11 protein-coding genes and 1 pseudogene are annotated in these 12,687 nt (G+C 68.1%); 2 read left to right on the top strand and 10 right to left on the bottom strand.

Annotated features, from left to right (window positions below; translation table 11 throughout):
• Positions 1–47 precede the first annotated feature (47 nt).
• Both QF030_RS00950 and QF030_RS00945 read right to left on the bottom strand, forming a co-directional pair.
• A complete protein-coding gene (locus QF030_RS00950; RefSeq protein ID WP_307160720.1) occupies positions 48–509 on the bottom strand; it encodes a DUF4383 domain-containing protein in 462 nt (153 codons plus the stop codon).
• Between the two features lie 154 nt (positions 510–663).
• Positions 664–1,233, bottom strand: coding sequence for a hypothetical protein (locus QF030_RS00945; RefSeq protein WP_307160719.1), 570 nt, complete (start codon positions 1,231–1,233; stop codon positions 664–666).
• Between the two features lie 1,759 nt (positions 1,234–2,992).
• Here QF030_RS00945 and QF030_RS00940 point away from each other — a divergent pair.
• Positions 2,993–3,799, top strand: coding sequence for an IS5 family transposase (locus QF030_RS00940; RefSeq protein WP_307160718.1), 807 nt, complete (start codon positions 2,993–2,995; stop codon positions 3,797–3,799).
• 328 nt (positions 3,800–4,127) lie between these two features.
• The gene (locus QF030_RS00935; RefSeq protein ID WP_307160717.1) at positions 4,128–4,505 is read left to right on the top strand and encodes an STAS domain-containing protein; all 378 of its coding nucleotides are present in this window, start codon (positions 4,128–4,130) and stop codon (positions 4,503–4,505) included.
• 197 nt (positions 4,506–4,702) lie between these two features.
• Here the strand turns inward: QF030_RS00935 and QF030_RS00930 are convergent.
• The 8 genes and pseudogenes from QF030_RS00930 to QF030_RS00895 all read right to left on the bottom strand — a co-directional run.
• Positions 4,703–5,226 (bottom strand): annotated as a pseudogene (locus tag QF030_RS00930) (IS5 family transposase); the annotation flags it as partial.
• A gap of 407 nt (positions 5,227–5,633) precedes the next feature.
• Positions 5,634–6,389 (bottom strand): EthD domain-containing protein, encoded by a 756-nt coding sequence (locus QF030_RS00925; protein WP_307160716.1) that lies wholly within the window; start codon positions 6,387–6,389, stop codon positions 5,634–5,636.
• A gap of 95 nt (positions 6,390–6,484) precedes the next feature.
• Positions 6,485–7,504 carry a dihydrodipicolinate synthase family protein gene (locus QF030_RS00920; protein WP_307160715.1) on the bottom strand — a complete coding sequence of 340 codons (1,020 nt, stop codon included), beginning with the start codon at positions 7,502–7,504 and terminating at the stop codon, positions 6,485–6,487.
• Positions 7,505–7,551: 47 nt separating this feature from the next.
• Entirely contained in the window at positions 7,552–9,030 is a 1,479-nt protein-coding gene (locus QF030_RS00915) for an NAD-dependent succinate-semialdehyde dehydrogenase (protein WP_307160714.1), read from the bottom strand.
• An 8-nt stretch (positions 9,031–9,038) separates the two neighbouring features.
• Positions 9,039–10,019, bottom strand: coding sequence for an ornithine cyclodeaminase family protein (locus QF030_RS00910; RefSeq protein ID WP_307160713.1), 981 nt, complete (start codon positions 10,017–10,019; stop codon positions 9,039–9,041).
• Between the two features lie 65 nt (positions 10,020–10,084).
• A complete protein-coding gene (locus QF030_RS00905; RefSeq protein ID WP_307160712.1) occupies positions 10,085–10,864 on the bottom strand; it encodes an SDR family NAD(P)-dependent oxidoreductase in 780 nt (259 codons plus the stop codon).
• Complete coding sequence (locus QF030_RS00900; RefSeq protein WP_307160711.1) at positions 10,861–11,625, bottom strand: SDR family NAD(P)-dependent oxidoreductase; 765 nt, start codon at positions 11,623–11,625, stop codon at positions 10,861–10,863. Before QF030_RS00900 ends, QF030_RS00905 begins: the two co-directional genes overlap by 4 nt.
• Complete coding sequence (locus QF030_RS00895) at positions 11,622–12,581, bottom strand: fumarylacetoacetate hydrolase family protein (protein ID WP_307160710.1); 960 nt, start codon at positions 12,579–12,581, stop codon at positions 11,622–11,624. Before QF030_RS00895 ends, QF030_RS00900 begins: the two co-directional genes overlap by 4 nt.
• Between the last annotated feature and the right edge of the window lie 106 nt (positions 12,582–12,687).

Below are 12,687 nucleotides of genomic sequence, written 5' to 3'. Positions count from 1 at the left end.
GGCCGCCACTTCTTGTAGCCCCCTCGGTGGTCAAATCCCTGCACCGGTCACACGGCAGTCCGTGTAGCGCTCCGTCCGCGGGTGAGCAGGGCACCAATTGCGATCATCCCCAGACCCAGCAGCAGGTGTAGCCAGTTGTCGGCGGTGTTGACGGGGACGAAGTTCGCGGCGCTGTCACGATCGATGAGCATGCCGTATAGCCATAGGACAAGGTAGATGGCACCGCCGACGAGGAGGTAGAGCCGTGCTTGTGCTGCGGTGCGCGACAGTACCAAACCGGCGACGCCGAAGGCGAGATGCACGAGATTGTGCAGGATGGACACCTGGAAGATGCCCAACAGCCTGGCCTCGGAGTGGTGGGCGGCGAACTCCATGGTGTCGTAGTTCGTAGTGATACCCGGGATGAAGCCGAGGACACCGACCAGGAGGAAGACAACGCCCGTGATCAGGGCGGCCTGCTGGATCGGTGTCCGACCGGCAGGGCGGGCAGTACGTGCGTGTGTAGACACGGGGAACTTCCTGTTCACGACCCGGTTGCCCGGTCTGTCATGGTTTTCGCCGGATGCCCTCAGCCATCGCAGACATGCCACAGCAGCAGCACCTTGCGCGCGGCACCTCTACGCGAACTGAGCCGATGATCAGCACCATCTGCCTCGCAAGGCCTTAGGACATGAGGTGGGTAGCGGAACGCGCCCGCTCCCACATGCCGGGAATCTGCTCCGCCGGACGCTGCTGTTCGCCGTGCAGGGCGTTCAGCACGACCAGGCATCCGGTCAGAGCTGGCACCGCCCATTGCGCGCAGGCCAGCTGCCGCCGCGCCTTGTCGAGGTCGATCGGGTGCTTGTCCGCCTTCTCGGTGTCCTTGGGGTCCCGGGAGGCAGTCAGCTCCACCTTCTTGCCCAGGACCCTGGCGTAGGCGGTGGCGGCCAGAGCCGCGGCGGTGACAACCGTCTTAGCCCCAGTGGAGCCGGCCACGCCCCGCTGGGCGGCGACGCGATGGGCATTCACAGCGAGCAGTCCACCCCCGCCGAACAGGTGGGCGCCGATGGCGGCCGCGTTCACCGGTGACCACTTCGCCCAGCCCGAGGAAGAGATCCGGTCCCGGGTCGCCTCCGTGCCGCCCTCGTCCTTGGCCGCGCCGTTGAGGCCGATCGCGCCCATCAGGGAGCCGCCGAACCAGGCCGCCAGCCCCACATCGTGCAGGCTGCGGATGACGGTGTTGCGCTCGGACATCTTGGTACTCCTTCGGTGGCAGTCGCAGGGGCCTGCTGGACGAAGACGGCGCCCGCGTCTGACTCTTGCCGGGCTGCGTACACCCCGCCATCACGGCGGGCCGTACGGGTGCACCTTGAGGCCAGGGGCCGGAAGAAAAGAGCCGGCTGACGAGAAGGGTGCTTGGCGGTGTACTGGAAGGCGGCTGGCCTGGTGTGTGGCTGATTGGTCGAGAGAAAGGGGGGAGGATGTTGGGGTGCGTGAGCTCAGGTTGTGCCTGGGTTCTGAGCGGGACTGGACTCGTTGAACCGCGCGTACAGCCGCTGCCACGGCAGCGGGTACACCGCGTCGCAGTGGGGGCCGACGGGAGGGACGTGGACCGGTGTGCCCCAGCCGCCATCGCGTCATCCCTGGCCGTCGTGTGGCTCAAAAAAGGGGCTGTCGTCCAAACGATAAGGGTGACCCGGGTTCCCCGTACCGGCCCCCTGTGGCGCTGGAGGCGGAGGTGACGGCTTCGGCGTGCATCCGGCGGATTTCTCCTAGCTCGCCGACGGTTCTTTCGATGTCTCGTCGTGCCACGCGCTCTCCCTTCGTGATGACCGAGACATCCCTTTCCGCCCGTCCACCAACTGACGCCGGACTTTTCAGCCGTTCCGTGCATGTCCGAACGGATTTGCCGAGAGTGCACCGCCCGTCGGGGATCCGCTCCGGGCCGGCCGGCGCGCTTTCGAAGCGGCGCGCGGGTGGCGCCATGAGCGGATGCCGCTCGCGGCTGGCATCCAGGGCAAGGTGCCCTCGTGTTGCCACTGACGCTGCGCTGGCGTCCTCGTCTTGCGGCCGCCCAAACCACGCGTCCTTGCCCCCGAGGCCCCCGATTCCAGGTCGCGGTGACGCGGAGGCTGGCAGGGGGGCGACGTACGCCGTCTTGAGGCGAAGAGGCTGCTGGACTTCCTGCCGTACGCGGCCTCGGGCAAGCACTGCCCGGCGGGATCCGTCAGGGGCGCACGCCGGGTCTGACGAAGCTGGAGGGCGCTCAATCGATGCTGTAGCCGGTTGATTTACTGACCGTTTCACAATGAGGCGTCGTAGTCAGACGTTGTCTGCAGGCTCGGACGTGGTCTCCGTGGCTCTCGGTGGAAACATGTCCGAGCCTGCCGTCTCTGAGGAGTCGGCCAGGAGCGCGACGTGGAGGTGATGGCCAGAGCACCGCCGCGGTCCAACCCGCGCACCGTCACGCTGATGAGCTCACATGCCGATCGCCAACGCAGCCCCAGTCAGGGCGATTCCCAGCCCTCCGTACAAAAGGGCTGCCACCTTGTGTGCGAACAGTGGCATGGTGTCCGGCAGATACATGCGGGACGGCTCTCGCGGGTCGAGCTCCACCTTCACGGCCTGGCCGACTGAGATCCGCAATTTCTTCCCGTACAGCGAGCCCTCTATCACGCGCCCTTCGTGCACGACCGGCCCCAAGTGGTAACGCGTCTCATCCGAGGAGAACCGGCCCTGCCCATACCCGGAACACGGGACCTCCAGAGAGATCCGCCGCTGCCGACTCCGCACGTCAGACACCAACAGCGCTACCGCCCACACGACAGCCCCGGCTGCCGGAACAAGAACCACGAGCACGTCCGCCCACTCCAGTCTCAGAAACGAACAAGTGGCAAGAAGCCGGGCTACAGATCACGGGGCGCTGCAGAATCCCTGCTGTCCGCTCACACTCATCAAACGAGTCCGCTGTGAACAGACCCGCCGGTCGGACTTCTTCCGCCACGATCTTGACGTGATCAGAGATCTCGTGCCCGACGACCTGTGGGCCCGCATCGCTCCAATTCTGCCACCCCCTCCGCAGCGGCGGAATCGGCATCCGGGACGACGCCGGACAGACGACCGCACCGCCCTGGCAGGCATCCTCTTCGTCCTGCGCACGGGTGCAGCCTGGCGTGACGTGCCACGTCAGGAGATGGGTTGCTCGGGGATCACAGCCTGGCGTCGTCTACGGGACTGGACCGAGGCCGGCGTCTGGCCACGCCTGCATGCTGCGATCCTCGCCGAGCTGCGGAAGGCCGGACTGCTGGAGACGGACGACTGTGCCATCGACGGCTCACACGTCCGCAGTCTGAAAGGGGGAGCTCACACCGGACCATCGCCGGTCGACAGGGGCCGCCCAGGAAGCAAACACCACATCATCGTCGACCGGAAGGGCACACCTCTCGCAGTGTCACTCACCGGTGGCAACCGACACGATGTCACCCAGCTTATCCCGCTCATCGATGCCATCCCGCGCATTCGTGGACTACGCGGACGGCCGCGCCATCGCCCGCAACGGCTGTACGCCGACCGCGGCTACGACTTCGACAAGTACCGGCGACTTCTCCGGCGCCGAGGCATAGCACCCAAAATCGCCCGCCGCGGTGCCCCTCACGGCTCCGGCTTGGGCAAGACCCGCTGGGTTGTCGAGCGCACCTTCGCCTGGCTCCACCAGTTCAAGAGACTCCGGATCCGCTACGAGATGCGTGCTGATCTCCACCTCGGACTACTACAACTCGCCTGCGGCATCATCTGTCTCCGGGCGGCATTTCAATCGTGACGCGATCCGGCACCGCGAGGGCTGCCGACCGGTCTTCGGTGCCGACGGGAAAGTCATCCTGGTGCGAGGCACCACGTCGTCGCGTACGCGACGCAGCCGCACGGCGTGGCGGCACCTCAGTCGCTCCTGGGCGAACGCGCGGGCCACACCGCTAATCCGCAACGCGCGTTACCCCCACACCGGAACAGGCGGCGTCCTCAAAACGCGGGCGGTGCAAACTGGTCGGCCACGTCATCGGCGGCATGACGGTGGGCAACCGGGCGGGTGGGCGTACTGGTCGGGCAATGGGGAAGACGTAAGTCGATTTCGACGGAGGGAGACGAGCGTGGTGACGGTTCAGTTGCGCGATGACGGTGTGACCGTGGCACGGCTTCCTGATGTCGTGGACTTTGACACGGTCATGGCACTGCGCGTCGGCATTCTGGCGCTGCTGAACGAGAGCGACTGTCGCCATCTCATGCTGGACCTGTCCCGCATCGACTCATTCGATTCCTCCGGGCTGTCCATGCTGCTGAACGTGTGGCAGTGGGGCCAGGCCACAGGCACCGCGCTCACCCTGGCCGCACCACCCCCGTTCATCAGCGGCATGCTGCGCCTCACCCAGCTCAGCACACTCCTTGCCGTGGTTCCTTCCCTAGCGCAGGCGCTGAGTACGCACCGCCACACTTCGGGAGACGGTGATCGGAATCTGGCGGATCAGGTCTGACCCTCAACCGTCGCCCGACGGACACCACCAGGGTCGTCATCCCTTCCCACCCGTCGGCTCGCCCAGCGAGCCCCGTGACAGCCGCACGGGCCAAGAGGGTGCCGGTCAAGTACTGATGCGCAAGGGGTCCGTGTATCTACATCTGGCAGAAGCCCTCACACAGTCCTTTCTGCGGACCACGTGATCCGGTTGCTACGCAGGAGCTGTTTGCCGGCCTCATTGTCGGAGACGCTGGCTGCGGTCACGATGACCAGCAGTAACAGGCCGAGGGTGTCGACGACGATGCTGCGTTTGCGGCCCACGATCTTCTTGCCGGCGTCGGTGCCCTGGGTGTCGGTGGGGACGCTGGTGGCGGTCTTCACGCTCTGTGCGTCGAGAACGCAGGCGGTGGGCTCGGCGGTGCGTCCTGCCTGCTCACGGACCATTCGGTGCAGGCGGACGCCGAGTTTCTCGATGGTGCCGTCGGCGGTCCATGCGCTGAAGTAGCTGAACACGGTGGTGTGCGGCGGGAAGTCGTGCGGCAGGTAGCGCCAGGGGACGCCGGTCCGGTTGAGGAAGAGGATCGCGTTCATCACTTCTCGCAGGTCAGTGACCTTGCCGCCGAGGTTGAGCGAGGTCTTCTGTCGCTCGGCCCGCCAGGCCGTCAAGGTCGGCTCGATCACTCCCAGCGGGCGTCGGACAGATCACTCAGGTACGGCTTGCGCTGCTGCGAAGTGGTCATGGGGATACTCATGCACGGGGCTCCCGATCGGGCATATCGCTCGATCGGGCGAGGCAAAAGCCAAATTCAGGTGCTTAAAATGATCACGAAGCCCGTGCCAGCTCTGCTATGCGCCCCGACCGGTCGCAACCCGACCAGCCGCGCTATCCCGGAACTTGCAACCGCCCTGGCTCCGGCGTTCCCGGTGCGAGTCCAGCAGACCGCGTTGGACCCTGCGGTGCAGCGTGGTGCGGGTGGCGGAGTCCGAGATGTCCAGCCGGCCCAGGACGGACAAGGCGCGGGTCGGGACCCGTAGCCCAGGTTCTGAGCGTACACAGGTCCCAGCAGACCGAGCACCCCGTCCTGAGGTACGACGGGGTGCTCGGCGGTACGGCCATGGTCGCTGGGCACGCGCCGATCCTACGAGCTCATGCCGCGGTGTCCGCCTCTCCCAGGTCGTCGAAGATCACGACTTCGCGAGTCAGGAGGAAGAAAGACCCAGACGGGTCGGTCTTGGCGCCGTACTGATCCGCGCGCGCGGCCAGGGCTTCCTCGTAGGCGCGGAACGCCGTGAGAGCTTCGGCCTCGTCGAACCACAGTGCCGAGTAGCCTTCGTAGGCCGTCTCCGCGTCGCCTCCGAAATAGTCGGCCATCCCGTCACCGGGAAGGGCCTCGTTCCACTCGTGGCCCAGCAGGTGACGGGCCGGGCCGGAGGAGTCCGCGAGCACGTCCTCGTGGGCCCGGCGCAAGCCCTGACGGAAGGCATCCGGCGCGGTGCCGTCCGCGGCCTTGACGAAGTGCAGCACCTTCACCGTGCCGTTCCCAGGCACGGGCGCGCCGGTCCGCTGCTCCTCGACGAGGAGGCTGAGCGCCGCGGGCTCGTCGCTGAATTTTGCTCCATCCGGCCCCACCACGTCGCGTGTGTACGGATCCGAGAAGGTCCGCTCCATGGCGGCGGGGTCGTCGAAGTACAGCTCGGTGACGGAGTCACGCGGCATCGTCAGGTGGTACCCGATGTCACCCTTCGTGCCGTAGGCGGCGTCGAAGACGTGGTTCTGCACGTACTTGCGGATGGTCAGCTTGTTGTCGAGAGCGATGCCCCCGTGCACGTTCTCGACGTAATCGGTGTACTCGGCGTGGGTCATCCCGGGACGTCGCCGGACGGCGGCCACCAACTTGATCATGTCGGTCTCCTCGCGTTCATATGTTGCAGGTTGATGGGATTACTAAAAAATGCGAAATGGTCTGGCCGTGATCCTTGCCCCACACGGCGCCGAAGTCAGGCCGGGTTGCGGCCGGTGAAGAATTCGCAGAACGGGTCCATGCTGGGCTTGAGGCCGGCGTCGATGAGACCCTTGCGCAGTGAGGTCATCTGGGCGTCGTGGATGCGCTGGGTGGGCATTCGCAGTGGGCCGCCGTTGTAGCCCTGGAGCCAGCCCTGGAACTTCCAGGCTTGGCGGTTGATGAACGCGCCGCCGTTCAGGGTGGCCGCGAGTCCGGACTTGATCTTGCGTGCGGGGTGGAGCTGCCAGTAGATCTCGGTGGCCTCGTCGTACTTGCCTTCGCGCAGCAGTTGGAAGGCGCGCGGAATCATTGGGCCGTAGTACTCATGGTCGCTGGTGGCGGAGAACTGGATCGGCATGATCTGCGACAAGGGCAGCAGTTCGCCCTCGATGGGCATGGAGATGACGACCTCGTCGCCGAAGTGGCGGTGGCATTCGATGACGGACTGGATGCTGGGGAAGCCGCCTTCGGCCTTGATGGCGACGATGTTGGGGCAGTCGTCGATGAGGCGCCGGAGCAGAGGTACGGGTATGTCGGAGGGGTGGATGCGCGGGCTGAAGCCCCACAGGTACATCGGGAAGAGCATGACTCCGAGGTTCGTCGCGTCGCAGACGGCCTTGGTGTAGTCGTAGATGTCCTGCTCGGACTCCGGGTAGAAGTTCGGCGGGTAGGACAGCAACACCAGTTCGGCGCCCGCTTCCTCCGCGCCCTTCACCGCCTCGATGTTCTGCTCCAGGTTGTTCCAGCTCGCGTGGTGGACAAGGAGGAGCCGGTCACCGGCCTCGTCCTTGATGATCCGCTGGAAGTCCAGGTATTCGGGAAGCTGGATGGCGACCTCGGAGACGGCCAGGGTGCCGCCGAAGCCGTGCTCGATGGCGAGGCGGGTGTCGTGCCGGATCGCCTCCTCGTTGATGTGCCGCAGGTCGTTCGTGAACGAGGGGATGGTGCAGTTCACGACGCCGACGAGGTTCTCGCGTGCCCAGTCGCGGGCTTCCGCGCGGGTGTAACGTGCCATGAGGGTGCTCCTTACGTGCGATGCGGTGGGGAGTGCGGCGTGGAGGGTCAGGGGTGCGGGGTCTTCGCGCCTTCCCAGGCGAGGTACTTGAGCTCGAGGTACTCGTCGAGGCCGTAGACCGAGCCCTCGCGACCGAGTCCGGACTGCTTGACCCCACCGAAGGGCGCGATCTCGTTGGAGATCAGTCCGGTGTTGATGCCGACCATGCCTGCCACCAGGGCGGCGCCGACGCGCCAGATGCGCTCGGCGTCCTTGGCGAACAGATAGGCGGCCAGGCCGAATTCTGTGTCGTTGGCCATGCGGACCGCCTCTTGCTCGTCGGTGAAGCGCACCAGCGGGGTGACCGGTCCGAAGGTCTCCTCGCGGGTGATGACCGCCTCGGCCGTCACTCCGGCGAGCACGGTCGGCTCGTAGAAGAGGCCGCCGCGAGCGTGGCGCTTGCCGCCCTGCATGACGACGGCGCCGTGGGCGACGGCGTCCGCCACGTGGGCCTCGACCTTCGCCACCGCGTCCTCGTCGATGAGCGGGCCCTGCTGGACGCCCTCGTCGAAGCCGTCTCCGACGGCGAGCGCGGCGACCTTCGCGGCGAGCTTCTCGGCGAACGCGTCGTGGACACCGTCCTGTACGTAGACCCGGTTGGCGCTGATGCACGCCTGGCCGGTGTTGCGGTATTTCGTGGCGATAACGCCTTCGACGGCCTCGTCCAGGTCGGCGTCGTCGAAGACCAGGACGGGGGCGTTGCCGCCGAGCTCCATGGACGTCTTCTTCACCGTCTGCGCCGACTGGGCGAGCAGCAGCCGGCCGACCTCGGTGGAGCCGGTGAAGGTCACCTTGCGGACGAGCGGGTTGCCCGTCAGCTCGGGGCCGATCTCGCGGGGGTCGCCGGTGACCACGTTGAAGACACCGACGGGAATGCCCGCGCGCTCGGCGAGCACGGCGAGGGCGAGCGCGGTGAGCGGGGTCTGTTCGGCGGGCTTGAGGACCATCGTGCAGCCCGCGGCCAGCGCGGGCCCCGCCTTACGGGTGATCATTGCGGCGGGGAAGTTCCACGGCGTGATCGCCGCGACGACACCGACAGGTTCCTTCAGGACGACGATCCGCCGGGACGCCTCGGGGGCCTCCATCACGTCGCCGCGTATCCGCTTGGCCTCCTCGGCGAACCACTCGAGGAACGAGGCGGCGTAGGCGACTTCGCCCAAGGCCTCGGCGTACGGTTTGCCCTCCTCCAGAACGATCAGCCGGGCGAGGTCCGCCGCGTGCTCGGTGACCAGGTCGAACCAGCGGCGCAGCAGCCTGGAGCGTTCCTTGGCGGGGCGGGCCCGCCAGCCGGGCAGCGCGCGGTCGGCGGCCTGGACGGCATCCGCGGTCTGCGCGCGGTCCAGGAGCGGCACGGTGGCGAGCAGCTCTCCGGTGGACGGGTTGTGCACGGGAAGCGTGCCGGGCGTGGTGATCCAGGTGCCGTCGACGTAGGCGGTGCTCTTGAGTAGAGCCGGATCGTCGAGCTTGGCGCGTGCGGGATCGCTCATGGTGATGCTCACTTCGGGACGGGGGAAAGGGTGACGGGCAGCGTCGTGCCTATGGACAGCTCGGCGGCTCGCCGGGCGCACATGGCGGCGACGGCGAGGTCCTGGACGGCTGAGCCGACGGACTTGTAGAGCACGACCGCGTCCGGCCGGCCGGCCGGACGCCCGGCGGTGCGGCCGGCGACGACGTCGGCGAGGGGGACGAGCTTGTCGGCGAAGGCGACGCCCGCGTCCTTGGCGGCGATCAGGTCGCCGGTGTCATGGTCGACCTCGTCGGGCATGTCCGCGACGATCACGGTGGCCTGGGCGACCACCTCGACGCCGACCTCGCGCTGCTCGGGCAGCGTGGAGCCGATCGACACGATCGTCGTCCCGGGCGGTGCGGTGCGCAGGGTCGGCTGCTCGTCCCGTGACCGGGCCGCACAGATCACCAGGTCCGCGCCGTCGACGGCGGCCTCGGCGCTGTCCGCCGTGGCCAGCGGCACGTTCAGGTCGGCGAGTTCGCGGGTGAACCGGAGACGGCTGGCCGGGTTGGGGCTGAATACCGTGACGGCCGACAGTGTGCGGATCGCCGCGAGCGCGCGCACGTGGTTCTGCGCCTCGAAACCGGAGCCGATCACCGCTGCCCGCAACGGTCCTGGCGGTGCCAGCACGTCGGCGGCGAGCGCGGAGGTGGCCGCCGTGCGGTAGCCGGTGATCGAGTGTCCGTCCAGGAGAGCCGTGAGCTCCACGGTCTCCTGGTCGAACAGTGGGATCAGGTACGAGGCGAGGCGGTTGCGCGTTGAGGCGGCGATCAGTTTGGCGCCCATGGGGCTGCCGTCGCCCGGCACTCCGCTCAGCGTGCGCAGCCACAGGCCTTCCCCGCGGGCTATCGAGCGTGCGGGGAAACGGGCTTCGTCGGGTGGGGCGGAATACGCGCTGCGGAGTGCGGCGATGGCCTCGCCCCAGTCGAAGGTGGCCCGGACGTCTGTATCGGTGAGGAACAGGGTCATCGGGGGGTGCCGTTCTCGGTCATGTGCGGGGAATTTCCCTTCAGGTGCTGGCGCCGGGAGGGACGTCAGGTGGCGGCGCCGGGCAGGACGGTGGACCAGCCGCCGTCGACGACGAGGTTGGCGCCGGTGATGTAGGCGGCTTCGTCGGACGCGAGGAAGACGGCCGCGTTGACGACGTCGTCCGGTGTTCCGACCCGGCCGAGGGGGATGTGTCCTGCGATGGTCCGCATGGGGTGGTCGTCGGCGAGCAGGTTGTCGCGCGAGCCCTCGGTGGTGATCATGCCGGGGCTGACGCAGTTGGCCCGGATCCCGAGCGGCGCTCCCTCGGCGGCGAGTTGGCGGGTCATCGCGATCACGGCGCCCTTGGAGGCGGAGTGCGCGGTGCGCCGGTTGGTGAGGGAGCCGGTCAGGCCGGCTGTGGAACCTACGGTGAGTACGCAGCCGCGACGGGTCGCAAGATGGGGCCAGGCCGCGCGGACGGTGAGCCACACGGAGTCCAGCTCGGCCCGCATGGTGAAGGCGAAGTCCTCGTAGGACTGTTCGTCGATTGCCCCGAATCGGACGGCTCCTGCGTTCGCGTACACGATGTCGATGCCGCCGAAGGCGGCTGTCGCCTCCTCGACGCAGGCCCGCACGGATTCCTCGTCGGTGACGTCGAGGGGGCCCGGGACGATCGCGGTGCCACCGTTCCGCCCGATGAGGCGCTGGGTTTCGAGGGCCTTCGTGTGCAGCAGGTCGCCGCCGACGACGAGCGCTCCCTCGGCGGCGAACCGCAGGGCTGCCGCCCGGCCCTGTCCCCGGGCGATCCCAGAGATCAGCGCCACCTTTCCGTCGAGCCTCTTCACGACATCTCCTGTGCGGGCGGACGCAGCGCGTCCGAGATGGACTTGGTGCCTCCGTGGGCGGTCATACCGCCGTCGACAGGAATCTCCGCACCGGTGATGAACGAGGACTCGTCGGACAGCAGGAAGGCAACCAACGGGGCGACCTCGTCGGCCGTGCCGGTGCGGCCGAGGGGTGTCTCTCGGACGTTGGCCTCGCGGAACGCCGGTGCGGCCGACGCCGTCATCTCCGTCTCGATGTAGCCGGGGTGGATGGTGTTGACGCGGATATTGCGCGGCCCCAGCTCCAGTGCTGCGGCATGCGACAGGCCGCGCAGACCCCACTTGCTGGCCGTGTAGGCCACTGGGTAGTGCGCGGTGAGCGCCGCGGAGGAGCCCACGTTCACGATGGACGAGCCCGCGGGCATCATCGGGACCAGGTGCTGTATGCCGAGGAGCGGGCCGGTGACGTTGACGGCGTGGACCCGGTCGAAGTCCTCGGGGCGCACGTCGCCGACGCGGGCACGCCAGGTGATGCCCGCGTTGTTGACGAGGCCGTGAACCTGCCCGTAGGTGTCCCGCAGCTCGCCGGCGAGCGCGGCCCATCCGCTCTCGCTCGTGACGTCGAGACGGCGGCAGCGGTCGCCGTCGGGGCGTATGTCGGTGGCGATCACGCGTGCGCCTTCGCGGGCGAGCAGCTCGGCCTCGGCCGCGCCTTGGCCGCGCGCGGCACCGGTGACGACGACGACCTTGCCCAGCAGTCGCTGGGGATGCGGCACGTTCACGGCCGCTCCCGCTTGGCGCGACGGCCGGTGGGCAGCGGTACGAGCTCTGCTGCGGGCACGATGGTGTTGGAGATGGTTCCGATGCCTTCGACGGTGAGGGTGACGGTGTCGCCGGGCTTGAGCGGCGGTGGGGTCTGCTCGCCGCGCAGGCCCCACAGTTCGGCGAGGCAGCCGCCGTTGCCGCAGGTGCCGGAGCCGAGGACGTCGCCGGGGACGACGCGGGTGCCGCGCGAGGCGTAGGCGACCATCTCCTCGAAGGTCCAGCTCATGTTGGAGAGCAGGTCCTTGCCGATGACCTGGCCGTTGACCTCGGCCGTCAGGGCCAGGCGCAGGAAGCCGTCGGCGTCGCGGTACGGCTCCAGCTCGTCGGTGGTGACGAGACAGGGGCCGAGGGTAGTGGCGGTGTCCTTGCCCTTGCAGGGTCCGAGGCCGACCTTCATCTCGGCGGACTGGAGGTCACGCGCGGACCAGTCGTTGAAGACGGTGTAGCCGACGATGTGCTCGCGTGCCTGCTCGGGCGTCAGGTCGCGGCCCTCGCGGCCGATGACGGCGGCGACCTCGAGTTCGTAGTCGAGGACGGCGGCGCCGGGTGGCATCGGGATGTCGTCGTGCGGGGCGAAGACGGCGTGCGGGTTGGTGAAGTAGAAGGTGGGCGCCGCGTACCACTGCTCGGGGACGCCCGCGACGCCGTCGACGGACTGGCGTACCCCTTCGACGTGTTCCTCGAAGGTGACGAAGTCCCGGATGGAGGCGGGCTGGAGGGGCGGCAGGAGTCGCACCTGGCTGACGTGGGGGCCTGCCGATGTGGCGAGGGCGGCGGCGCCCGCGTCGGTGAGTGCGCCGAGCGCGATCAGTTCGGTGAGGGTGTGTCCGCCGGTGATCGGGTGCAGTCGGCCGTCGGCGGCGACGGCGGCGCACTGCCGTTGGTCTTGGTGCTCGTATGCGGCGAAACGCATGAACGGCTCCTGGCTCGGAGGATCGGGGTGACACAGGCCGGGGCCGGGGACGCGGTGGAGTCAAGGCATGGACAGGGCCACCGCGCCCCCGCGATCAGGGGGGAGG

Source organism: Streptomyces rishiriensis, assembly GCF_030815485.1.
Taxonomy (GTDB): Bacteria; Actinomycetota; Actinomycetes; order Streptomycetales; family Streptomycetaceae; genus Streptomyces; species Streptomyces rishiriensis_A.
This window is presented reverse-complemented; position numbering and strand designations above follow the sequence as displayed.

Coding starts and splice junctions, on each gene's coding strand:
- QF030_RS00945 (WP_307160719.1), bottom strand. CDS start 1,233: ATGTCCGAGCGCAACACCGTCATCCGCAGCCTGCACGATGTGGGGCTG.
- QF030_RS00925 (WP_307160716.1), bottom strand. CDS start 6,389: ATGATCAAGTTGGTGGCCGCCGTCCGGCGACGTCCCGGGATGACCCAC.
- QF030_RS00920 (WP_307160715.1), bottom strand. CDS start 7,504: ATGGCACGTTACACCCGCGCGGAAGCCCGCGACTGGGCACGCGAGAAC.
- QF030_RS00915 (WP_307160714.1), bottom strand. CDS start 9,030: ATGAGCGATCCCGCACGCGCCAAGCTCGACGATCCGGCTCTACTCAAG.
- QF030_RS00910 (WP_307160713.1), bottom strand. CDS start 10,019: ATGACCCTGTTCCTCACCGATACAGACGTCCGGGCCACCTTCGACTGG.
- QF030_RS00895 (WP_307160710.1), bottom strand. CDS start 12,581: ATGCGTTTCGCCGCATACGAGCACCAAGACCAACGGCAGTGCGCCGCC.